Below are 23706 nucleotides of genomic sequence, written 5' to 3'. Positions count from 1 at the left end.
CTAACCAAATAATTTATCTGTTCTTGGCAAAGTTAAGATAGGCGCATAACTCGCTACAAATACCAAGAAGGCGACAATCCAAAACGCTTGAGCCATTGCCAGCGTAGCAAAGTAATAATCAGGCAGTATCCAACCCAATACCGCCCTCGCCAACCAAGCCATCGTCATGCTAATAAAAATGACAGTAACGGTTTTGGGCGGCTGATGGATATTACGTCCGGTATGACCCAAAGATACCCGCGACATCATTGCCAGTGTCATTAGCCCAATACCTGATATCACAACGGCATGCATCGCTAAGCTGTGATTGATGATACCAAAAGGGACTAATACAAATAGGAAAAACCCAATCACCATACCAAAAAAGCTTAGCCAAAGTGACCACAGTAGTGGTTTTGACCAAATTTCTGGCAAATACCAGTTTTTAAGTCGTATTAAATTGCTGATCGCAATGACTAGCGCTGCCGTACCGCTGGCACACACTGCCCAACGATAGCCCGTTAGAAACACATCACTCAGCATAAAGGCAAAAAATCCTAACAGACTGAGCCGATCCAGCAAATCAGAATTTTTAACTTTCTGTCGTACTTCCCCACCCGTAGCTATCCCATGTTCAATAAACATTGGCATCACGCGTCTACCGATGGTAAGCACCACGCCAACAATCAAATACAACCCAAATAACAGGCTCATATGCATGCCATTATTGTTTTGGGTAAATAGCGCAACATAAAACCAAACCTGTCCGATGAATAATAAAAGCAACTTAGCCACGATACCGATTTGGCGTTTTTGCCGAACGCGATAAATCGGTAAGATAACAAAAGAGGCGGTTAATAACCAAAATATGATATCACTCGCAGCCGCTATCAGCGTGCCGGTGTTGATATTGATGCCGTTGGCCAAAAATAACACTCGAGCCAACGCCCAAGGTACAAAAATTACCAACAACTTATAACCATAAGGCATAGACTGCTGAGTCCAAGCTTTCACGGCGGTCAACAAAAACCCTGCAATCACTGCCAGTGCGTAACCATACAACATCTCATGACCATGCCAGTAAAACGGCATCATCTGATTCGTACCATCAAACTCAAACCGCGTGGCAAACGTTATGTATGCCCATTTCAGCATCGTCAAAATCGCAAACACTGCTGCACCTAAAAAGAAAATGCGAAAGCCTAAATTGAGTACAGGATGGGGAGAATAAGGGGGTTTGTTAGGTAATCTGATTTGTTGCATGGCTATGCTCACTTATTAGGGCAACCATCGTTTTAACATGTATTTAAAATATATATTATAGCAAAGTGTATATGAGAATAGCCGTTAATCTACATATTAAAGATTAACGCTATTTTCATTCTCTCTGCCTCATGCTTTTATACACAAATTAGGTTTTAGCTAAAATTTTCATTCAACAGGTTATTCCACAAATCTAACGATTGAGCGGCGACAAAATGTTATAATCGACTTATTAACAGATACCTATGACAATTTGAATCAGGACAAGCCTTTCGATGAGTATCAGCACCAGTAACGCACCTACCAGTCACAAACCCCACGACCCAACCAATTTTCAACTTACACCCCCTGCCAGCTTTCCGTTCAAAGCCATACAAGCGACCAATAAAGCGCGTTTAGCTGACCTGTTAAAACAGCGGATTTTGTTCCTTGACGGGGCGATGGGGACAGAAATCCAAAACTATAAACTCATCGAGGCAGACTACCGTGGTGAGCGATTTGCCAATTTTGGACGTGACGTCAAAGGCAACAATGACTTATTGGTACTGACCCAGCCGCATATCATCCGTGATATTCACCGCTCGTATCTTGAGGCAGGCGCAGATATCATTGAAACCAACAGTTTTAATGGCACGCAAATTTCGATGGCAGACTACGGCATGGAAAATCTCGTTTATGAGATTAACAAATCCGCCGCCGCCCTCGCCCGTCAAGTGTGTGATGAAGTCACTGCGATAAACCCAGAAAAACCTCGGTTTGTGGCAGGCGTGATTGGTCCCACCTCTCGCACTTGCTCGATTTCACCCGATGTCAATGACCCCGCCTTTCGTAACGTCACCTTCGATGAACTGGTTGATAACTATACCGAGGCGACTTACGCTTTGATTGAAGGCGGTGCCGATATCATCTTGATAGAAACCGTGTTCGATACCCTAAACGCCAAAGCAGCGATTTTTGCGGTGACGGGCGTGTTTGAGGCCATTGGGTTTGAATTGCCGATTATGATTTCGGGCACCATTACCGATGCGTCGGGACGTACGCTGTCGGGGCAAACTGCCGAGGCGTTTTATAACTCAATCCGCCACGCCAAGCCGATTTCGATTGGGTTTAACTGTGCACTGGGCGCAGATGCGTTAAAGCCGCATATCAAAACCTTGTCGGATGTGTGCGAAACTTTTGTGTCCGCTCACCCCAATGCAGGCTTGCCCAACGAGTTTGGGGAATATGACGAAACCCCTGAACAAACTGCCACCATGGTTGCCGACTATGCCAAATCTGGCTTGGTCAATATTGTGGGCGGCTGCTGTGGTACCACGCCCAAACATATCGCCAAAATTGTCGAGATGACGTCACCCTTTGCCCCACGCCAGCTGCCAGACTACAAGCCAGCTTGCCGATTGTCGGGACTCGAAGCGTTCAACATCACCCGTGATAGCCTGTTTGTCAATGTCGGTGAACGTACCAATGTCACAGGTTCAAAGAAATTTTTGCGTCTCATCAAAAACGAACAATACACCGAAGCATTGGACGTGGCTCGTGACCAAGTTGAAGGCGGCGCCCAAGTCGTTGATATCAACATGGATGAAGCCATGCTAGATAGCAAGGCGGCGATGATTCACTTTGTCAATTTGGTCGCCAGTGAGCCAGATATCAGCCGTGTACCGCTGATGATTGATTCGTCAAAATGGGACATCATCGAAGCGGGTCTTAAATGCACGCAAGGCAAATCTGTGGTCAATTCGATCTCGTTAAAAGAAGGCAAGACAGAGTTTGTGGAAAAAGCCAAGCTATGTCAGCGTTATGGGGCGGCGATTATCGTCATGGCGTTCGATGAAGACGGACAGGCGGACAGTTTTGAGCGTAAAATCGAAATCTGCAAACGCTCATACGATATTTTGGTTGATGAAATCGGTTTTCCGAGTGAAGATATCATCTTTGACCCCAATATTTTTGCCGTCGCCACGGGGATTGAAGAGCATAACAATTACGGCTTAGACTTTATCAATGCCACCCGATGGATTACCGATAATTTGCCCAACGCCATGGTATCAGGTGGTGTGTCCAATGTGTCGTTCTCATTTCGTGGCAATCCCATTCGTGAAGCCATTCACGCCGTGTTCTTGTACCACGCTATCAAAAACGGCATGACCATGGGGATTGTCAACCCCGCCATGCTAGAGCTGTATGACGATATCGAGCCAGACGCTAGAAATGCTATTGAAGACGTGATTTTGAACCGCAACCAAGGCGAGTCAGGTCAAGACGCCACCGACCATTTGATGCAAGTGGCAGAAAACTATTTGAGCGGTAAGAAAAAAGACAGCACCGTCGATTTGTCATGGCGTGAATTGCCCGTCGAAAAACGCATTGAACATGCGTTAGTTAAAGGGGTAACCACTTATATCAATGAAGACACTGAAGAAGCACGGCTAAAATTCTCGCGTCCCTTAGACGTCATCGAAGGACCTTTGATGGACGGTATGAACGTGGTCGGTGACTTGTTTGGGGCAGGCAAAATGTTCCTACCGCAAGTGGTAAAATCCGCCCGTGTGATGAAGCAAGCGGTGGCATGGCTTAATCCGTATATCGAAAAAGAAAAAGTTGCAGGCGAAACCAAAGGCAAAGTACTCATGGCAACGGTGAAAGGCGATGTGCATGACATCGGCAAAAACATCGTTGGCGTAGTGCTTGGCTGTAATGGCTATGACATCATCGACTTAGGCGTGATGGTGCCTTGTGAAAAAATCCTACAAGTCGCCAAAGATGAAAACGTCGATATCATCGGCTTGTCAGGCTTGATTACCCCGAGCCTTGATGAAATGGTGTACGTCGCCAAACAAATGCAGGAGCAAGGCTTTAATCTGCCCCTACTGATTGGCGGTGCGACGACTTCAAAAGCCCATACCGCGGTAAAAATCGAGCCCAACTATCAAAACGATGCGGTTGTCTATGTTGCCGATGCCAGCCGCGCAGTGGGCGTAGCGACGACTTTACTCTCCAAAGAAAAACGCGTCGATTTTATCAGTGAGCTGCGTCAAGAGTATGGCGAAGTCCGTGAACGCCTTGCCAATCGCCAACCCAAAGCGGCGAAGCTGTCGTATGCGGAATCGATTGAACAAGGCTTCCAATATGACTGGGCGAACTACACGCCGCCTAAGCCCAACCAATTAGGACAAGTCATTTTGGACGATTATCCGTTACAAAATTTATTGCCTTATATCGACTGGACACCTTTCTTTATCTCTTGGGGATTGGTCGGCAAATATCCCAAAATCTTTGATGATAGCATCGTCGGGGAGGAAGCCAAAGACTTATTTGCCAATGCCCAAACCATGATTGATAAATTAATCAAGGAAAAATTGGTCACAGCTAAAGCGGTGTTTAGACTAAGCCCTGCCCAACGCCCAAGCTCAGACACGGTGCAGGTACTCGATGAGCAAGGCCATGTCACGCACACCTTTGAGCATTTACGCCAGCAATCTGATAAAGCCAGTGGTAAACCTAATTACAGCCTAGCGGATTTTATCAGTCCTGAAAAAACCGATTATCTCGGTGGTTTTACCGTGTCATTGTTTGGGGCAGAAGCACTTGCCAATGACTATAAAGCCAAAGGCGATGATTATAGTGCCATCATGGTACAGGCGCTTTGCGACCGTTTTGCTGAGGCATTTGCTGAGCATTTGCATGAGTTGATTCGTAAACAGTATTGGGGCTATCAAGCGAATGAAAGCCTAACCAATGATGAACTCATCAAAGAAAAATATGTCGGCATTCGCCCTGCGCCGGGTTATCCTGCCTGCCCTGACCACACCGAAAAAGGCAAGCTGTTTGACTGGCTTGATACCACCAATGCCATTGGGACGTATTTGACAGAAAGCTATGCCATGTACCCTGCGTCTAGCGTGAGTGGGTTTTATTATAGCCACCCAGAGAGTGATTATTTTAATGTCGGTAAAATCAGTCAAGACCAGCTTGAAGATTATGCAACGCGTAAAGGCTGGGATAAAGCTACAGCAGAAAAGTGGCTAAATCCGAATTTGTAATTTAAAGTTAAAGCTAAAAAAACGACAATATATGATTGTCGTTTTTTTATCACTTGGTGTTAATTAGCGCATATATCTCATTTGTTATCTTTACTCTTGTCACACCAAAACATATTGTTGGCATTAGGCTATGTCTTTTTACCCAAAATCATTGTGGTATAAGTGACCCTTGCACCGCCACCTGTATGAACAATCCAACTTTGCGTAATTTTTAACTTATTATTAAAACAGATAACAACGCTCTTTTTGGTTAGCATTGTCATGGGCGAAACTGGCGAATGATAACAGTATCAAACACTCTCATGCCTTAATTTTAGCAAAGCTATTCATAAAAACTGCCTTCATTGATTGTGTCATTACTGCTCAATCGCATAATCAATGGTGACAACGAGCCGTACCAATTTATCCACGCCATCTTTATCATACGTACCGCCATAATCTGAGTCATCGGTGTCAGGGTTATGCGCATCCAAAATATTAAATGACGCTTGCGATGCTGAGCGCATTACCCCTACTTTGGCATGACCAGTTTTGGCAAATTCTTCGGCGCGTTTGTTAGCATCATCGGTGGCTTTGGCAATCAAATCATGCTTGATTTTCTCAAGGTCATTGAGCAGATATTGCGGCTTTTCAAACGTCACTGATTCATGGCTGATACGATAATTTTGCACTTGAGCAAGCATATTGGTGATTTTATTGAGTTCTTGACTGCTAATTGACAGCGTTTGGGTAGCTTTATAGCCATTTTGGCGGGTGCGGGTTTGTCCCTGCTCATCCATCCACATAGTCTTCATTATACGGCTCAACGCTTATGGGCGTGACATTTTGACTAGACACGCTAAAGCCTTTGCTTGCCACAAACTGCTGCAGCGCTTTAAAGTCATTTTTACCATTGGCGAGCGCACCTGCATAGTCTTGTCCCCAAGCGCTGACACCCATTTGGATTTGGGCAAGATTGGCTTTGTAAGGGGCTTCCGCTAAGCCTTTGACAGTGATTGTACCGGACTGTTTTAGATTCTTAAACTGCGTGCCCAGTACAAATGCCGCGGCGATGAGACCAAGCGCCAAGATAATGCCAAAGATAATCAAGGGTAATGAGTTTTTACTCTCGGTTTGTAGCGGTGGCGTAGGTAAATTACTCATATTTAGTGAGCCCTATATTTATTTACTATATTTATTTCAATTCTATAGAGTATAGCAAACAAATATTGAATATTAAGGGGATTTTTTTAGCGCGATGGTTTTTGCCAAATTGTCTAATTGCCGCATGGATTGTTTGTTATCCGTGGGGTGCTGATAGCGGATTTGTCGATATAGCGCGGCAAGTGCTTGAAGGGCTACCTTATCGGTGACCTTTGGCTCAAGTCGAGTAAGCCAAGCCAGCACCCCTTCACTATCCTGCCTTGCGAGCGTTTTGTCTTTTTTTGCCAAGCGATTGGATAACTGTACCATAATCCAATCATCCCTATCCCACACCCGGCGACGACGCCACCACAGCCACAATCCCAATAGCGCAAGGACGCTCACAAGGGTGACAAACATCACCATCACTTGCTGATAGACAGATTGGATATTGAGCCATTTAAACAGCGATGACCGCTGGCGGTCTTGGTCATAGCCGACCACATCGCGTTGCCAATAATAGCTAGCTTGGTCAAACAAGCGGCGCGCTTGCTGCAGCATTTGAAACTGCTGATAGCTAATTTGTCCTGCCACGCCCTCACCAAACATTTTTGCCCCAGCGTCTTGGGTGACAGTGTCCATACCCTGCTCGACCCGATTGGGAGCGACAAAGCCCGTAGGATCTACCCGCACCCAGCCGCGCCCTTGCACCCAAATCTCGCTCCATGCATGGGCATCCATTTGCCGTACTTCCCAACTTTTGCCATCACGCCCTAACTGCCCACCTTGATACCCGGCTACCACCCGAGCAGGCACACCTGCCGCTCGCATAAGGTAAGTAAAACTTGACGCATAATGCTCACAAAACCCTGCACGGGTAGCAAATAAAAAATCATCGATGCGATTACTACCCAAGGTAGGGGGTGATAAGGTGTAGCGAAACTGCTGGCTACGCATCCACTGCGCGATGGCGTTGGTATAGGCAATCGGGTCATCGCCTGCTTGGTGGTAGAGTCGCTGCGCAAATTGGCGACTTTGCGGATTACCGCCTGCTGGCAATGCTAAATTGACCTGACGCTGCTGGGTGGATAAGGCTAAATTGATAGGCGCATCATCTAACCAATGCACTTGATAAGTAAAACGCTGATTGACAGTATCCCAATACCGTAGGGTAAAATCCGACGTCAGCCCAATGCCTTTTTGGTTGGTTATCGGATAATCAAGCCCAAATAACCAATTTTGTCCCGTCTGCTCCAAAATCACCCGATAGTCAGGGATAACGGCTAAGGTAAAGCGTTTACTCAGCTTCAACGTCGGCAACAACCAATCAGCAAACGGCTGATTGGGCGTCCAAAGCGAGGTGCGAGGATTGGCGCGCCAGGTGGTGCCATCAAAATCAGAAAATACCAAACCGCGCCAATATAAATTTTGTTGGCTTGGCTGATTGCCTAAAAATTCTACCCGAAACGCCAATTCAGTCGATTGACTGAGGTTGGCAAAATCGCCCGGTGACATACTATCTGACATGCCTGTCTTTGCTTGCACGCCGCTCAAATGCACCGACCATAGCGGCGGCAATCGGGGAAAAAATAAAAACAGAATAATGGTCAGAGGAATCGCTTGACCGACCAATAAGCCAAGCGTACGGTAGCGTCCTGTACCATCATCATTTTGCGCAATCATGGCAAACAGCACGACCATCGTGCCAATCGCCACTTGTAGCGTTGTAATCAAATCTTGGTTGATTAAGAACAGCCCTGCCAATACAAACAGTGATAAACTCAGCACCACATAGCCATCACGCCTGGTATGCAATTCTAGTAGCTTACTGACGGCACACAATAGCAAAAACGCGATACCGACATCCAATCCAAAGGCAGTACGATAGGTCAAATACAGCCCCACCAAGCTTGCAATAAATCCTGTGTACTGTATCAACTGTAATGAGCGCGGACGATACAAAGCGTTGGGCAACCAACGTCGCAGCGGTTGCAATTGAAAGAGGATAATAAAAAAGGCATACACCGATAGCCAAATGGGTAAATTTTTGACGTGAAAAGCCACCATCAACAGTTGAGATAGCAATATCCACTGAGTCGCCGAGATTTGGTTTAGGCGCTGAGATAAGGTTAAGCTAGGGGGATTTGGGTTGGGGCGACTCATGGCGTTTTTGCCAATCTTAGCAAACATTGCTGACGAAATGCTTGTCCTTCACCTATTGCGCCTTCACCATCAGGCAGTCGCAATTGAAAAGCGATTTGGCTTTGGCTCAAACTATCCACACCATAGCGCAGCTGGCTGAGTTTTTCTTCGTGCGTCACCGCAGGCATTTGATAGTAATCAAGCAATTGCTGCTGCCCCACACTCTCCACAAAACGTTTTGACATGAGTCCTTGCCCGCGCGCGACATGCGCCCACGAAATACGCGCCAATGATTCCCCTGGGACATAATTATCCAGCTGGTCAAAATCTTCCTGCCCTGCTTGGGTGTGTAAGGCAGCGGTTTGCTCATCATCAGATGGTACAAACTGACTGGCTTTCATCTCATAGCTCAGTGGCGCAGGATACACCCACGCGTGTCCTTCAAAAAACACATACGACCAAGCTTGCAAAATCCCTAAGGGATATACGGTACTCACCGTGAGTCTGGGTAACACAAATTTGCCGCGTTTGTCGGCTGCTAACCATAAGCTCACCTGTTGCGGCGCTTGTATTTGACTGACCAACAGCCAATCATTTGGTGCGGACTGTGTATTGGGTTTGCGGTGTATCGGCTGTTTAAAGTCAAAGGCGTTGTTGGCAAAACTTAACCGAATTTGCCGATGCGGCTGCCTTGACTCACTACTAATTTGCAGTCGCACTTGCACTTTGCCACCCACTTGTGTATCGCTGATATCCACCAATTTGATTTGCAACCCTGCCAAGTGGGCAAAGGTATAATGGATGGTCACCACGAGTAGACTACCTAACAAAAAGCACAAACCCAACACCAAATTATTGGCATAATTAATCCCTGCGACAAAGGTAATGATGAGTAAAAAAGCGTACAGCAATCCTTCTTTACTCAAAAAAATATATACGTTGCGCAGGTTGAGGGTGATGTCGCGGCTAATCGGCGCTCGACGCTTAAACCATGTTTGCAAGTAGTTTTCAAGTCGCTGGCGAATGGCAAACATGATAGGCGCGGGCTCTTAATCGGATAATTTAATCAAATAATAAAAATACAGCAATGAGAAAGTTTTTAACGCTAAAACACGTTATATATCATGGTTTACACCAGTACCGGCACTTGGCGTAACAATTGGGTCGCAATCGATTGGGGCTGCTCACCGCCCAAATGATTAAATGGGATAAAAGCTTGCCCCAAGCGATGATCGACAACGGCAGCAAATACCGCTTGGATATCTTCTGGCGTCACTTCATTGTAGCCACCCAAATATGCAAAGGCTTGTGCCGCTTGCTTTAGCGCCAACACACCACGGGTAGATAGACCATGATAGTCTCGGCTCTCACGCGTTTTTGCTACCAATCGCTGCAAGTAGTCAATCACAACATCTGCGATATACACGGCTTTGGCTTGCGCTTGTGCCTGCTGCAATGACTGGGTATCTAACATCGGGGTAATTTGACTCAGCATTTGACGTCTATCTTTACCCAGTAGCAACTCCCGCTCTGCATTAACTGAGGGATAACCCAGTGATAAACACATCAAAAACCGATCCAGCTGTGACTCAGGTAAAATAAACACACCTGATTGCTGCGTCGGGTTTTGGGTGGCAATCACAAAAAAAGGTTCAGGGAGTTTTCGCGTTACCCCATCTTGCGATACTTGCCGCTCTTCCATCGCCTCTAACAGCGCAGATTGGGTTTTTGGGCTAGAGCGATTAATTTCATCGGCAAGTAACAACTGACAAAATATGGGGCCTGGCTTAAATTCAAACGTGCCAGTATCAGTTTTATACAGGGAAATTCCTAAAATATCGGCAGGTAGCATATCGCTGGTAAATTGCACCCGATTAAACGATAACCCCAAATGGTTGGCAATCGCGTGCGCCAGCGTGGTTTTACCCATTCCTGGTAAATCTTGAAGCAGTAAATGACCATTGGCTAACAAACAAGCGACCGCCAGCTTCACCACCTCAGGTTTATCCAAGACGATATCATTAATACTCACCAACATGGCTTGCAATCGTTGTTGTAACGGCTGATTGTCTAAGTTACCCATCACCATGTGGTCTATCCTTTAAAGGTTTAAATTTTGTTTATTAATCATGTTAACTCAAACTATCGCTAAAAGGCATAGGCTGCCACTGCCCTAGCGAAATTATTGTGAATAAGGCATAGCCATAAAGCAATTTAACGAAGCGTCGAAATATAGGCAATAATGTCTTGGCGGACTTTGGCATCAGCAATCGGGTCAGAACGCATACGCGTTCCTGCGATGGTTTGTTTTGGATGGGCGATATATTTGTCCAAATTTTCCGCTGTCCACGTCATATTGCTGTTTTTCAGTGCGTCTGTGTATTGATAATCGGTTAATAAGGCGGATTTTGCCCCATAAATACGCAGTAATTGTGGGCCTTTCTCGTTATTTCCTGGCTGCAGCTTGTGGCATTTGAGACAGGCTTCTTCGTATTGCTTTTTACCGTTATCGGCATCCCCTTGGCTATAAACGGGCAAGGTAACTGCTGGGCGCTCGGCGGGTGGCTGATGTTGACAACCTGTCGCAATGACGATACAAAGACCCCATCCTAGCATAGGCAATCGGTTTGATTTATGAATGATTGTTTGGTGCATTTTGGCTAACTCTTTTTTACTTTATAAATTCAGCGCTTGGATTTAGCTGGTTTCATTCTCGATGTGCATGGTGTCACTCGCTTTTTGCAAATAGGCCCCTTGCAAATAACGCGCACCGACTGTCCACGCCGCTGACATGGCGGCAGGGTCTTCAATAAAAGGCATCAAACAACTGGAGCCGCGCTCAGTGATTTCGCGCACCACCGTTGCCACGGTATTGACATTGTCATTGTTGCTCAAATCTTTGATATAGCTGCGATCGAGTCGTACCAGTTGAGGTTTGACAAATTCCAATACTTCCATCGCATTGACCGCCGAGCCAAAATTATAGATACCTAGGTGACAACCCATTTGGTTAAGCTCCTGACTTTGTTTGGCTGCCACCGCTAGATAATCAATTACCATGGTTTCATTAAACTGCAACGTCAACACCCCCGGCTCGCTGGTCTCTAACGCTTGCATCAATCGACTCATAAAGCTTGGCAAGGTGGCATCGGCTAGTGATGTCGGGCTTAAATGCACTAATAATCTGGCACTGGCATCGACCTCATGACGGTAACGTTTTAAATCTTTACAGGCTTGAATCAACATCCAACGGTCGATTTTATCCATCAACTGATGTCGGGTGGCCACTTCTAAGAATTTATCAGGTGCCATTAAGCTGCCATCTGCTAGCGGCAGGCGTAAAAATACCTCAAACATGTTACTGACATCGTTTTCCACGTCATAAATCGGCTGATATAATAATTTAAATTTGTTATGTTCTAGCGCATCACGCAGCGATTCGTACAGCGCGCTGTCATCACTGCTGGCAAAACTACTTGGGTCATATAAATAGAATAAATCTTTATCGTCGTTGCTTTCCTTATTGGCTTTGGCTGCCATGCCGACGGCTTGGATGACACGGTTAATAATACTATTGGTGTCAGGTGCACTGGCGTTGACTAAGGTTGCACCAATGGTTACTGTGGTCTTAACCGTACGATGACCAATTTCAATAATGGTGCTATTAATATCGGCAACCAATTTTTGTCCCAATGCTGTCAAATCTTGTTGTCGCATATTAGGGATAATTAGCATAAACATGCTATCATTAAAGCGGCTCAAATAGCCATTTTTCACCCGCTTTTCCCCAATAATCTCAGTGAGATGTTGCTCAAGAATATTGGCAACGGCCACCACCACCCCATCAATTCCTTCAATCCCCACACTGGCATGGATTTTACCAATATTATCGACGCGTAACGCCATCAAACCCACAGATAGGTTTTTCTCAACAATCGCGTCACGCAGTCGGTGAAACAGGCTTTCAAAACCATGACGATTAAATAGCCCGGTGATTGAGTCAATGCGTTCCATCGCCTCAAGTTTTTTGGCAAGCTCAGCACTATTGGCTTGTTCATTGGGCTGGATAATGACTTGTAGGCACGGCTGACCGTCATAGGTAGCAGCCGCTAACTGCAGTTTAGCGGCGAAGGTGGTATTATCTTTTCTCACACTTTCAAATTCAAATTCGACGTTTGTACGGTTGCCTTTTTCAAAGTCTTTTAAAAACGTTTTAAAATCTTGGATATTATTGCTCGCAATCAAGTCGACGACCGGCACCCCCATCAGTTCATCGAGCGTTTTAAACCCAAACATTTCAAGATAGGGCTCATTGGCATAAATATGTAAACCATCTTCAATGTAAGCCACTGCACTCTTGGAGTTTTTGATAAGAATATTGGCACGCTGTTCGGCATCGCTCAACACCATTTTTAGCCGCTCAAGCTCGCGCCCTAGTTTATGATGCTCGTGTTCACGGCAGATACGAATGGCCATGCGCAGTAACTTATTTTTGCGCAAAGCATCCGCTGCACCCCAATAGGTATATAAAGGTAATAACTTATGGGTTTTATCAGGGTCGCTAACAAGCTGGGTCTGGGCTTGCTCATTGGCAGTTAATGCCTCTGGGTAATGAGTAGCATCATCAGACAACAGAGCGATGACGGGGATGTGAGCATCGTGGGCTTTTAAAATCTCTTTGACGTCTTTAAACGATAAATCATACGCATTCCCCATCAAAATAATGTCCCAAGACTGGCGCAATAACTTTATCAGCTCGTCTTTGGCATCCAAAAATCCTAAATTAACCTGTCTATAATAATGTTTTTCTAATAACCCAACTAAGTGTTCGGCATACAGCTGGTTATCATCAATGATTAACAGGTTGAGTTGTTTTTGTTTTTGCATCGATTAACTATCCCATTAAACGCTTGGTTTATAGAGCACTAAGCGACCTATTATAAGCGAATTTTTTGATAAATTATTTATAATATTAGATTCAATTTCTTATTATATGATTAATCAATCAAAACGGCTATAAAGCTATGAAAATCTTTTATTTTTAATGGGTTAGGTTTAATTTGGCAACTTTTGTTGCCATTTTTTAGTGATTAAAACTGAATTCTCACAAAAGCGTATTCTTCGATATCATCAGTCATATCAAGTAGCTCAGTTAAACGCACGTTAATTTCTTTGTTATCAATACGTATCACCAGCTTGTCTGCCACTTGGTAGCCAAAGCGCGACATCAGCAAACGGGTCTGGCTATTAGTGTTGTTTGGGGCGGTTGGAATTATAAATGCCGCAACAAAATGTGGCTGACGGCTACCGGCATTTTGAAAGCGTACGCCACAGGGAATCACATTTTGACAATGCACTTGCACTTGTGCTTCAATTTCCAAGTAGGTCTTGTTGGTTGGTTGCCCAGTGGGCGTATCGATAAAACCCTGACGGTTGTCTTTAATATAGCCGAGCTGCCAAGTTTTTGAACCATTCACCTTTCGCATCGCAATTAAGGAATTGACTTGCAGTTGATTCAGCGGGTGATAGCTATCGCCACGGCTGATGCTTGGATATGGGTCAACGATTTGATTGGCGTAGCTAAACACATGCGACAGGCACATGGATTGGGGATTTTCTTTGTTCAGCGCGACAACGGTATATTTTTTAAGATACTCAGTATTTTGAGCTTTGGGTTTTAACCGCTCAGGCAGCTCATTGGCCTGAATGAGATTGCCCAAACTGGTTTTATTGGCAAGCATGTAGTGGATATTATTAAAGCCGAGCACGACTTCACATTTTGAATGGCTATGATAATACTCTGCCGCTGGCTTTAAACCATCTTGCAGATTATTCAATACCAATTTGGCCTGACGCGCGCTATTTTTTATCTCAGCATCGGTGCTGATTTGACCTTGGGTAATGGTTTGATGCAAGCGTTTAAAGAACCGACTAAACATCACAAACAGACAGTTGCTAGTTGCTGCAAAAGGATTGAATAAATCATCGACTGCTAGCAGTTGGGGCGGCTGTTTACCTTCTAAATCAATATATAGGTAAGGTTTTTCAACCAAATCTTTACTGATAATAAGCTCTTTTATCAACTGGGTACTTACTTTTTGAATGGCTAAAATATCCGCACGTCGACAAGCATAAGGATTGGTGACCGCCACCGTCAAGCAGTGAAAATAAATAGCCTCAATCGATAACGGTGCGCCCTGTTTGCTATATTCATTGGCAGAATGCAGTTTGACTGGCAGGGTGATAGACTGCCAATCATTGGTGACTGCAAATCGATAGCAGGCATTCAGGTATTGCCAAATTACCTGTGTATCTTTACGATAGCCGATATATTTTTCAAACAGCGATTGGCGCAGTAATACCATGATACTATATAGGCAGCGCTGAATGACTTGGGTGGGGGTAAGGGATTGAGGTTTACGGCGAAATAAGCCAGTGATGCCTTTTTTATCAGCCACTTCAGGGCGAGCCGCCGCACGTTGCCAAATGACATGGTAAAACATGATGCTCAGATAATGTACCGATAGTACGGTATCTAAGCCTTGCTGTTTTTCTTCATCTAAAATCCCGGGCTGGGTTTGGTAATTCACCCGTAATTTGCCGAGTAACACGCTGACGGCTTTATTAACCTCCTCGAACAATGCAAAGCGTTTGACGTCGTCAATATCGGCAAACATCAACTGGTTTATCACGAATTTATATTCGTCATACATCTCACACGCCGACATACGATTAAAGTGCATCTGCCAATCGGTTGTATCCTGCAATGAACTCTGGGTCACTTTAAGTTCAATAGGACTGGTCGGTGTATCGTTTATGCGCTGTAAGAAATCGTCTAATATGAGATCCGTAACCATTTTTTGCACCCAAATGCACAACATTTTTCGACTTGTTTAACAACAATAAATAACACAAAAACCATATTTTATCTAGCTATTTTAAGATAATTGCACTATTTAACAGACAAATAAAAGCTAACCCCTTATTTAGTTGTTGTCTTTCAACAAATTTTAGTGGTTATACAAATCAATGGGGGTTTTAAATGGCTTATTAGGTAATTCTCGCACCAACTTTGGCACCAAGTAGCCAGCACATTTGGCGAGTAACTCCCAGTACAAAGCGACTGCTTGCTCATCTGAAATATAAAAATGGCTCGCCCCGGCAACTTTATCAAGCACATGCAAGTAATAGGGTAAGACGCCCGCTTGCCATAATTTTTCGTTCAAGCTTGCAAGCGTATTCGCATCGTCATTAATCGACTTGAGTAGCACAGTTTGGTTAAGTAACGTAACACCCGCTTTTTTTGCCTTACCCAGAAATATTTGTGTTTCTTGGTCGATTTCATTTGGGTGATTGGCATGAATGACCATGACGATATGACAGCGGCTGTTAGCAAATCGCGCAAGTAACGGCTCATCTAAGCGTTCAGGAATCATCACAGGTACACGGGTATGGATACGAATAGTCTGCACTTGGGGTAGTGCTTCAAGGGTGGTGAAAATCTCCAATAAACGACGGTTGCTCAGCGATAATGGGTCTCCGCCGCTTAAAATCACTTCATTGACTGCGGGGTGCGCTGTGATGTAGGCACTGATGGCTTGCCAATCGTTTTGGGTTGGTAGATTCTCGTGGTAGTCAAAGTGCTGGCGAAAACAATAGCGACAATTGACCACGCAAGCCCCGGTGACAGGAATCAGCACACGTGATGCGTATTTATGAATGATGCCTTTGACCGGATTGGCGTGTTGTTCATCGAGTGGGTCGGTGACAAAGCCGGTGACTTGTACCGTTTCTTGAAACGTCGGCAACACTTGCTTAAGCAGTGGGTCATGGATATCGCCTTTCCCCATTTTTTGCACAAAGCGACGCGGCACTTTTAGGGGAAATTGACCGACCTGACTGTCAAAACTATCTATCGGCAAATCCAACGCTTGCGCTAATTCAGCAAAGCTCGTGATGGTATCAGAAAACGCATTTTGCCAGTTTTTTTGTGTCGCCAAATAGTTTATCATATAGTGTTTATCCAATTGTCAATGCCGCTTGCTGATAACGCCTGTTGCGGATAGGGTTACAGCGTAGGCAGCGCATTTATGCAAATTGGCTATTATACAAAGATTTGATTTACCTCGGTTATTTTTTAGTCGCAACACCTTATTAGGAAATTTTATGGCAACTTACTCAACCAATGAATTTAAAGCTGGCTTAAAAGTCATGCACGAAGGCAACCCCTTTGCAATTTTAGAAAATGAATACGTTAAACCAGGTAAAGGTCAAGCATTCAACCGCGTCAAAATGCGTAACCTAAAAACGGGTAAAGTATTAGAAAACACCTTTAAATCTGGCGATAGCCTTGAAGGCGCTGACGTTGTCGATACTGAAATGAACTACCTATACAACGATGGCGAATTCTGGCACTTTATGCACCCAGAAAGCTTTGAGCAGCTACAAGCCGACAAAAATGCGATGGGCGATGCGGCAAAATGGTTAAAAGAAAATAGCAACGAAGAATGTACCATTACCCTATTCAATGGTGTGCCTTTAAGCGTTGCCGCGCCAAACTTTGTTGAGTTAGTCATCACAGAAACCGACCCAGGTCTAAAAGGCGATACATCAGGTGGCGGCGGCAAACCTGCTACGCTTGAAACTGGTGCGGTAGTACGTGTGCCATTATTTGTCCAACAAGGCGAAAAAATCAAAGTCGATACCCGCACTGGCGAATATCTATCACGGGTACAATAATATATTTTATTACCAAGAATTTTAAAAAATAAAAGCCCAACTAACTGTTGGGCTTTTATTTTTTAACATCTGATTGGAAAATTTTTTGTCACGCTATCATAGTGACGTCGCATCATGCGATAAATCATAAAAATCATTCGTCAAACGCGCATGGAAAAAATGATTACCCAAATCGAACAACAAATGAAATAATTTACCAAGATAATCAAACTAGCGTTAGCTCAAACCGCTAAAATACCAAGACAAACTAAAAGGCAAGTTAATATACAAATACCAATATAGACAACTCAAGGATATATCATGCCAGAACTCACCCCGCCAGAAACCAGCCCTGTCATCACCCTTGAAGCGCCGCAACCCGTTGCCGTTGTGCCACAAGACGAAGCCGACCAACTGGTCAAACTTGACCTAACCAAAGTGCCTGAACTTGATGCCAAAGTGAACGATTTTGTGATGCATGTATTACAAACCCCTGTCAACACGTCTGTATTCGATGAGAAAGTCAAAGCCATTCATCAGCTAGGTAGTGCCGAAATTCGCGCTTCCGCGCAGATTGCAAATCGCATGCTTGATCGTCCCGCCAAAAGCATGGATAAAGCCTTATTTGACAACTCCCCGATTGCCAAATCCTTGACTGAGCTACGCAGCGTGGTCGAAGACCTAGATCCAACCCGACAAGGTTCGCTATCAAGTCCACGCAAATTTTTGGGCATCATCCCAATGGGCAAATCCGTGCAAGATTATTTTCGTAAATACCAATCTTCGCAAACCCATATCAATGCCATCATCGAAAGCCTGTATCACGGCAAAGATGAACTGATGAAAGACAATGCCAGTATTGAGCAGGAAAAGGTCAATATGTGGGCACTGATGCAGTCGCTCCGTCAATATATTTATGTCGGTAAAAAAATTGATGAACGCCTTGAGCAAAAAATCGGGGAGCTTGAAGCCACTGACCCTGAAAAAGCACGCGTGGTTAAAGAAGAACTGCTGTTTTATGTGCGCCAAAAAAATATGGATTTTTTGACCCAACTGGCGGTTAACATCCAAGGGTATTTAGCGCTTGATATGATTCGCAAAAACAACTTAGAGCTTATCAAAGGCGTTGACCGTGCCACGACGACAACGATTGCTGCGCTACGTACTGCGGTGATGGTGTCACAAGCGCTGAGCAGTCAAAAACTGGTGCTCGACCAAATCAATGCGCTTAATTCAACGACCAGTAGTTTGATTGAATCAACGTCAGTCATGCTCAAACGCCAAACCGCGCAAGTGCATGAGCAAGCCAGTGGCAGTTCAGTGGGCTTGGAAAAACTGCAAAAATCCTTTAATCACATCTATGAGACCATGCAGGCGATTGATGCCTTTAAAGTCAAAGCACTGGGTAATATGCAGCAAACGCTCAATGTACTTACCCAAGAAGTTGACCGCGCACAAACCTACCTTGACCGCACCAATCGCCAAACGGTGAGTGAAGTTGCCAACGAGCTGCAAATTGATGAGGAGAAATTGGGTAATATCAAACTTTAACCCCCGTTTGATTTGACTATGCGCAACCTCACGGATGATTGCGGTGTGTTTGCTGACACATAGCTTTAGTTACATGGCTTTAGTCAGACAATTTATTGGGTAATTTTGCAACCACTTGCGCGACCGTGTTATCCAGTTGACTGCTATCGCTCGGCATGACAGTGATATGAGCGATTTTTCGACCTTCGCGTTCTTCTTTATCATAATTGTGCACGTGCACGCCAGCGATGGCTAGGACTTCGTCCAGTTTTGGGTATTTGCCGATGACATTTAACATAACTGATGGTTTAACAATGGACGTATCGCCAAGTGGTAATCCAGCCACCGCGCGCATGTGATTTTCAAATTGACTGGTTACCGCGCCTTCAATACTCCAGTGCCCTGAGTTGTGCACGCGGGGTGCGATTTCATTGGCAAGCAATTTTTCAGCGCCGCCTTCAAATGTCACAAATAATTCTAACGTCAACACGCCCACATAGTTTAAATGTTCGAGCAATTTTTTGATATTACTTTGGGCTTGCTCCGTAAGGTTATCAACATTGGGCGCAGGTGCGGTTGATTTGGCTAAAATACCATTGCTATGTTCATTTTGCACGAGCGGATAATAGCGGATTTCACCGTTTTGGGCGCGCACTGCAATGATAGATACTTCGCGCTCAAAGTGAATAAAGCCTTCGGCAATGAGCGGCGCTGTTTTGGTTGCGTCACCAAGTTCTGCCCACGCGGTGTCAATTTGGTCAGCGGATTTGACCACAAACTGCCCTTTGCCATCATAGCCCCCGCGTGTGGTTTTGAGTACCAAAGGTAGCCCCAATTTGTCGGCGGCAGCTTGGATATCGGCTTTGCTATGCACTGCCATAAAGGGCACGGTGGCGATATCTAATTGGTTAAATAAGTTTTTTTCATTTAACCGATCTTGTGCCACCGATAGCGCAAATGACGATGGGTACAAGGTTTTGGTCGATTCCAAAAACTGGGCAGGTTTGAGCGGGGTGTTTTCAAATTCTAAGGTAAAAATATCGCAGCTTTGGGCAAAATCTTCAAATTGCTCGCTACTAAACACTTTGCCCAGTAAGCGTGCCGGGCAATTGGCACTATCTTCCAAAAACACGCAGCGGATACCCAGTGGCAATGCCGCTTGCGCCAACATCATACCCAGTTGTCCGCCACCTAAAATTCCAATGGTTTTGACAGGATAATTGGAATGATTGATGGTATAAAAATTGGCGGTTTGCATAGGCATGGTAGCGGCTCTTTTTGATAAGTGAAACACAGAAGAAAAATTATGGCTAATTATAAAGGATTTGCTCACAAATAAAAAATCCAAGCATAAAAAAACCCATAAGTCTTTAGTCTTACGGGTTCAAAAAATCAATGAATAGGTTTTACGCGTTAACTGTAATGCACGGGTTCTTCGTCATACACATTGGCATGCCACTGCGAAAGCTGCTTTTGCATTAAGGTTTGAATGGCAGCATGAATCATACTTTGCCCAATCAGCTGGGTATCCTCTCCCAACAGTTCTTTCACTTTGTCAGAAAATTCAATACTTACCAAGTTTTCTGATTCGTCATTCGAGGTACGTAGTACCATTTTGCCGTCAGCTTGCTCAATAAACTCCAGCATCATCGCTTCTGCTTTGGCCTCTTTTGCCGCTTGCAGTAGGCTTTGGTAATCTGTTTTTGCATCTTTTTGCATCGTCGCTCCTCTATCTTTTATCCGCCCCAGTGCCTATTTTGGTTACTATGTTAGGAACTATCTTGTTAACTACTTAACTACATTCGTAATTATTAACTGCTAACTGCATTAGTAACCATGGTAGTCAACCTGTCTTATCGCTTTAATCAACTTAGCATGGTTTAACGCTTGCATCTTTTTAAAAGCTTGTTGACAGCTTATTAACAGGTTTTGGCATCTTGCATGATTATTAAAATGGCGACTTTCACGGTAAAAATCAAGCATAATTTATGATATTAACACAGCGACTACAATGCTTAATGATTGAGGGTTGCTGTAATAAATTATTGAGCGACCCGATTTAGCGACCCGGTGAACTTACAACAACTGCGGAAATACGCTTTTTAAGCCGCCAACAAAAATCTCCACTGCAACGGCTGCAAGTAGCATCCCCATGATACGATTGAGCACATTAAGCCCGGTATCACCTAAAAAACGACTTACCTGCCCCGCTGCCATAAAGCTTAGATAAGTGATAATACTGATAATCAAACCTGCGGTGATAATCGCTAGCATATTAAAATAACTATGCCCGCTCGCGGCATAAATAATCACGGTAGAAATCCCACCAGGACCAATCACCATTGGAATCGTCAATGGCACCACGGCAGATGCCGCCCCTTGAAAAGCCACCCCATTTAAATCCCCTGACTTGCCGACATGCGGTTTGGCAACATTGCCAGCGCCATTCATCATGCCAATGGCAATAATCAATACCAAGATACCGCCTGCGATACGAAATGACCCAAGCGAAATCCCCAGCACCTTTAAGATAGGCTCGCCTGCCAACGAAAATATCGCGATGGTCACAAACACGGTAATGGCTGAAATCAGTGCAACTTTGCGAGTTTGTTGTCGATTGGCGTCTTTGGTGATATCAATAAATAACGATAACGCGGCAAATGGATTGACCAGTACCACCAGTGCCAAAAATATTTTTAAGACTTGAGATTCCATGAGTATTAACTAACTTGTTAGGTGAAGTTGGGTAAATATGACAAAACAGTTATGGTAGCATAAATTTAAGTCAGCAGGGTTACGGCGTTAATTCGCTTAGCGCCACCAGTACGCAGGCTAAGCCTGCACCATAAGCCCAAAATTAATGGCTCTCTAACGTTTGGGTGATTTTATCAAGATTTAAACTATCGGACATGGCATTAAAAATCTCATAGTATTTGCCTTGCTTGCGATACAGTTCATCATGCGTGCCTGTCTCCACCACGCGCCCTTGCTCGATGACCACCAAATCATCAGCGTCAATAATCTGCGCGATATTGTGCGACACGATAATCACCGTGCGATTTTGTTTGATTAAATCCAAACTGCGCTTGATTTGCTGGCTGGCAATGGCATCTAGGCTTGCAGTCGGCTCGTCCAAAAAGACAATTGGCGGATTTTTGAGAAACATACGTGCCAGTGCAATACGCTGCTGCTGTCCACCTGACAAGGATTTGGCTTCGCTTTGGTAGCCTTTGGGCAGCTGGGTGATTTGTTCATGAATAGAGGCTTGTATTGCTGCCTGCTCAATCTGGGCTTGGCTGGCCGTTAAATCGCCATAACGAATATTTTCTTCAATAGTCCCGCCAAAAATATGGTTTTTTTGCAACACCAAACCGATGTGTTGGCGTAGCTCATGGGTATCATAATCTTGCAAATCCTTGCCATCGAGCAAAATTTGCCCCTGCGTGGGCTGATAAAATTTTACCAACAGATTGATAATGGTGCTTTTACCTGCGCCACTCAGCCCGACCAATGCCGTAATTCGGTTGCGCCGAATGCGAAAGCTGACATCCTGCAGGGCTTGGTTGCCGTTGGGATAAACAAAATCGACGTGCTGAAGTTCGATATCACCCTGTACCGTCGCAGGATTGACACCACCTACCACTTCGATTTGGCTATCATCTTCTAAAATCTCAAAAAACCCTTCGGCATAAGTCAGCGCATCATTGACCTCATCATAGATACGATGCAACTGGCGAATCGGCGATGCCACGTTTTGAAATAACAATACATGAAACATAATCATGCCAATGGTCATCTGCCCATCAAGCACAAAATACGCCGTTAAAATAATAATCGCCACCACACCAATCTGCTCGATAAAGCTTTTGAGTGCATCATAGCCAAAGCCAATACCCCGAGTTTTGAGTTGGTTATCGGTCATCTCTTTTTGAATGGCAAAATGTTTTTGCGCTTCAATCGGTTCGCGGACAAACGATTTGATCACAGTAATAGCGTTAATGAGCGAAATGATTTGCTCGCTTTTGCTCTCCCGATAGTAGCGCATCTGCCGACGAAAGCCTTGCAAGCGCGTGGCTTGTTTTTGACTGATATAAAAATAAATCGGCACAATCACCAGCCCTACCATCCCCACCCACACATTGGCGCTAAACATCACTACCAGTGCTACAATCGCATTGGCAAATAATGGCAATATATCAATAAAAAAGTTTTGCACCAAGCGCGTGAGACTACTGACACCCAAATCAATGCGCGTCTGCAGCTTACCACTGTCGTTATCAGGGTGGGTATAAAACCCCATGCGGTAACTTAAAATGCGCTCTACGACTTTTTGCGATAAATCCCGGGATAAATTAATACGGATTTTTTCACCAAAATAGCGCTGTCCAAAGCTGATTGCTGCGTACAACAGTTCTTTGAGCAGTAGCACGATGCTAATAGTCGTGAGCAATTTTGCACCTTCCTGCCACGGCTCGCTGAGTTTGAAAATCTCGGTCAAATGATCGACCGTGTAACGCAGTACGAAGGCATTAACCTGTGCGGCAAATGAACCAATCACCGTAAGCAGCAATGTCGCTACGATTAATGAGTGATAAGGTTTTGCAAAAACGGATAATTTTTTGATAATTGACCACAGCACGGCGCCGCGTTCGCGTTTGTTGAGTGATGTCGGTGCAGGTTTGGCTGGCAGTGTCGGCTTATTAGCTAGCGATGGATTAGGGGATGGATTGGGAAGATTTGGCAAGAGTAGCTCACAAATGATTTTTCAATACGTTTGGTTATTTAATATCTTTGGTAAAGTTTAAATAAAACGAGTGCGTTTAAGGTAGTTGGTAATTGTTGCATTCTTGTCCATGCGAAGCTTTGCACCACAAAATCATAAAATAATTTTATGATAATTTGTATTATT

At 44.6% G+C, this 23706-nt stretch carries 17 protein-coding genes; 3 read left to right on the top strand and 14 right to left on the bottom strand.

Features of this window, described 5'->3' with window-relative positions; translation table 11 throughout:
* Positions 1-1242 (bottom strand): NnrS family protein, encoded by a 1242-nt coding sequence (locus RTS09_RS08740; protein WP_312536180.1) that lies wholly within the window; start codon positions 1240-1242, stop codon positions 1-3.
* A 275-nt stretch (positions 1243-1517) separates the two neighbouring features.
* Between RTS09_RS08740 and metH the strand changes: the two genes are divergently transcribed.
* Positions 1518-5285: a methionine synthase gene (metH, locus tag RTS09_RS08735; protein WP_312536177.1), complete on the top strand. Its 3768-nt coding sequence runs from the start codon at positions 1518-1520 to the stop codon at positions 5283-5285.
* A gap of 356 nt (positions 5286-5641) precedes the next feature.
* Here metH and RTS09_RS08730 read toward each other — a convergent pair whose 3' ends face one another.
* From RTS09_RS08730 to epmB, 9 genes are all read right to left on the bottom strand, one after another.
* Entirely contained in the window at positions 5642-6079 is a 438-nt protein-coding gene (locus RTS09_RS08730) for an SIMPL domain-containing protein (RefSeq protein ID WP_312536175.1), read from the bottom strand.
* Entirely contained in the window at positions 6057-6428 is a 372-nt protein-coding gene (locus tag RTS09_RS08725; protein ID WP_312536173.1) for an SIMPL domain-containing protein, read from the bottom strand. Before RTS09_RS08725 ends, RTS09_RS08730 begins: the two co-directional genes overlap by 23 nt.
* 72 nt (positions 6429-6500) lie before the next feature.
* Positions 6501-8597 carry a transglutaminase TgpA family protein gene (locus tag RTS09_RS08720; RefSeq protein ID WP_312536170.1) on the bottom strand — a complete coding sequence of 699 codons (2097 nt, stop codon included), beginning with the start codon at positions 8595-8597 and terminating at the stop codon, positions 6501-6503.
* Positions 8567-9583, bottom strand: coding sequence for a DUF58 domain-containing protein (locus RTS09_RS08715; RefSeq protein WP_312536167.1), 1017 nt, complete (start codon positions 9581-9583; stop codon positions 8567-8569). Before RTS09_RS08715 ends, RTS09_RS08720 begins: the two co-directional genes overlap by 31 nt.
* Before the next feature lie 95 nt (positions 9584-9678).
* A complete protein-coding gene (locus RTS09_RS08710) occupies positions 9679-10638 on the bottom strand; it encodes an AAA family ATPase (RefSeq protein WP_312536164.1) in 960 nt (319 codons plus the stop codon).
* A gap of 125 nt (positions 10639-10763) precedes the next feature.
* The gene (locus RTS09_RS08705) at positions 10764-11204 is read right to left on the bottom strand and encodes a c-type cytochrome (RefSeq protein ID WP_312536161.1); all 441 of its coding nucleotides are present in this window, start codon (positions 11202-11204) and stop codon (positions 10764-10766) included.
* Positions 11205-11246: 42 nt separating this feature from the next.
* Positions 11247-13436, bottom strand: coding sequence for a GGDEF/EAL domain-containing response regulator (locus RTS09_RS08700; protein ID WP_312536159.1), 2190 nt, complete (start codon positions 13434-13436; stop codon positions 11247-11249).
* Positions 13437-13639: 203 nt separating this feature from the next.
* Positions 13640-15406 (bottom strand): hypothetical protein, encoded by a 1767-nt coding sequence (locus tag RTS09_RS08695; RefSeq protein ID WP_312536157.1) that lies wholly within the window; start codon positions 15404-15406, stop codon positions 13640-13642.
* 153 nt (positions 15407-15559) lie between these two features.
* Positions 15560-16561 carry an EF-P beta-lysylation protein EpmB gene (gene epmB, locus RTS09_RS08690; RefSeq protein ID WP_312523383.1) on the bottom strand — a complete coding sequence of 334 codons (1002 nt, stop codon included), beginning with the start codon at positions 16559-16561 and terminating at the stop codon, positions 15560-15562.
* A gap of 154 nt (positions 16562-16715) precedes the next feature.
* On the opposite strand from epmB, the gene efp reads away from it, so the two are divergent.
* Positions 16716-17288 carry an elongation factor P gene (gene efp / locus RTS09_RS08685; RefSeq protein ID WP_007117135.1) on the top strand — a complete coding sequence of 191 codons (573 nt, stop codon included), beginning with the start codon at positions 16716-16718 and terminating at the stop codon, positions 17286-17288.
* A gap of 300 nt (positions 17289-17588) precedes the next feature.
* Positions 17589-18818, top strand: a complete 1230-nt coding sequence (locus RTS09_RS08680; RefSeq protein WP_312536154.1) for a toxic anion resistance protein — start codon at positions 17589-17591, stop codon at positions 18816-18818.
* Between the two features lie 79 nt (positions 18819-18897).
* Here the strand turns inward: RTS09_RS08680 and RTS09_RS08675 are convergent, their stop codons facing one another.
* The 4 genes from RTS09_RS08675 to RTS09_RS08660 form a co-directional block, all read right to left on the bottom strand.
* Positions 18898-20055, bottom strand: coding sequence for a 5-(carboxyamino)imidazole ribonucleotide synthase (locus tag RTS09_RS08675; RefSeq protein WP_040404175.1), 1158 nt, complete (start codon positions 20053-20055; stop codon positions 18898-18900).
* 155 nt (positions 20056-20210) lie between these two features.
* Positions 20211-20516 carry a hypothetical protein gene (locus RTS09_RS08670; protein WP_007117138.1) on the bottom strand — a complete coding sequence of 102 codons (306 nt, stop codon included), beginning with the start codon at positions 20514-20516 and terminating at the stop codon, positions 20211-20213.
* Positions 20517-20873: 357 nt separating this feature from the next.
* On the bottom strand, positions 20874-21512 hold the full coding sequence (locus RTS09_RS08665; protein ID WP_007117140.1) for a MarC family protein: 639 nt from the start codon (positions 21510-21512) through the stop codon (positions 20874-20876).
* Between the two features lie 142 nt (positions 21513-21654).
* The gene (locus RTS09_RS08660) at positions 21655-23436 is read right to left on the bottom strand and encodes an ABC transporter ATP-binding protein (RefSeq protein WP_312536238.1); all 1782 of its coding nucleotides are present in this window, start codon (positions 23434-23436) and stop codon (positions 21655-21657) included.
* Between the last annotated feature and the right edge of the window lie 270 nt (positions 23437-23706).

This window comes from Moraxella sp. CTOTU47618, assembly GCF_032017425.1.
Taxonomy (GTDB): domain Bacteria; phylum Pseudomonadota; class Gammaproteobacteria; order Pseudomonadales; family Moraxellaceae; genus Faucicola; species Faucicola tetraodonis.
This window is presented reverse-complemented; position numbering and strand designations above follow the sequence as displayed.

Coding starts and splice junctions, on each gene's coding strand:
- RTS09_RS08740 (WP_312536180.1), bottom strand. CDS start 1,242: ATGCAACAAATCAGATTACCTAACAAACCCCCTTATTCTCCCCATCCT.
- metH (WP_312536177.1), top strand. CDS start 1,518: ATGAGTATCAGCACCAGTAACGCACCTACCAGTCACAAACCCCACGAC.
- RTS09_RS08730 (WP_312536175.1), bottom strand. CDS start 6,079: ATGAAGACTATGTGGATGGATGAGCAGGGACAAACCCGCACCCGCCAA.
- RTS09_RS08725 (WP_312536173.1), bottom strand. CDS start 6,428: ATGAGTAATTTACCTACGCCACCGCTACAAACCGAGAGTAAAAACTCA.
- RTS09_RS08720 (WP_312536170.1), bottom strand. CDS start 8,597: ATGTTTGCTAAGATTGGCAAAAACGCCATGAGTCGCCCCAACCCAAAT.
- RTS09_RS08715 (WP_312536167.1), bottom strand. CDS start 9,583: ATGTTTGCCATTCGCCAGCGACTTGAAAACTACTTGCAAACATGGTTT.
- RTS09_RS08710 (WP_312536164.1), bottom strand. CDS start 10,638: ATGGTGATGGGTAACTTAGACAATCAGCCGTTACAACAACGATTGCAA.
- RTS09_RS08705 (WP_312536161.1), bottom strand. CDS start 11,204: ATGCACCAAACAATCATTCATAAATCAAACCGATTGCCTATGCTAGGA.
- RTS09_RS08700 (WP_312536159.1), bottom strand. CDS start 13,436: ATGCAAAAACAAAAACAACTCAACCTGTTAATCATTGATGATAACCAG.
- RTS09_RS08695 (WP_312536157.1), bottom strand. CDS start 15,406: ATGGTTACGGATCTCATATTAGACGATTTCTTACAGCGCATAAACGAT.
- epmB (WP_312523383.1), bottom strand. CDS start 16,561: ATGATAAACTATTTGGCGACACAAAAAAACTGGCAAAATGCGTTTTCT.
- efp (WP_007117135.1), top strand. CDS start 16,716: ATGGCAACTTACTCAACCAATGAATTTAAAGCTGGCTTAAAAGTCATG.
- RTS09_RS08680 (WP_312536154.1), top strand. CDS start 17,589: ATGCCAGAACTCACCCCGCCAGAAACCAGCCCTGTCATCACCCTTGAA.
- RTS09_RS08675 (WP_040404175.1), bottom strand. CDS start 20,055: ATGCAAACCGCCAATTTTTATACCATCAATCATTCCAATTATCCTGTC.
- RTS09_RS08670 (WP_007117138.1), bottom strand. CDS start 20,516: ATGCAAAAAGATGCAAAAACAGATTACCAAAGCCTACTGCAAGCGGCA.
- RTS09_RS08665 (WP_007117140.1), bottom strand. CDS start 21,512: ATGGAATCTCAAGTCTTAAAAATATTTTTGGCACTGGTGGTACTGGTC.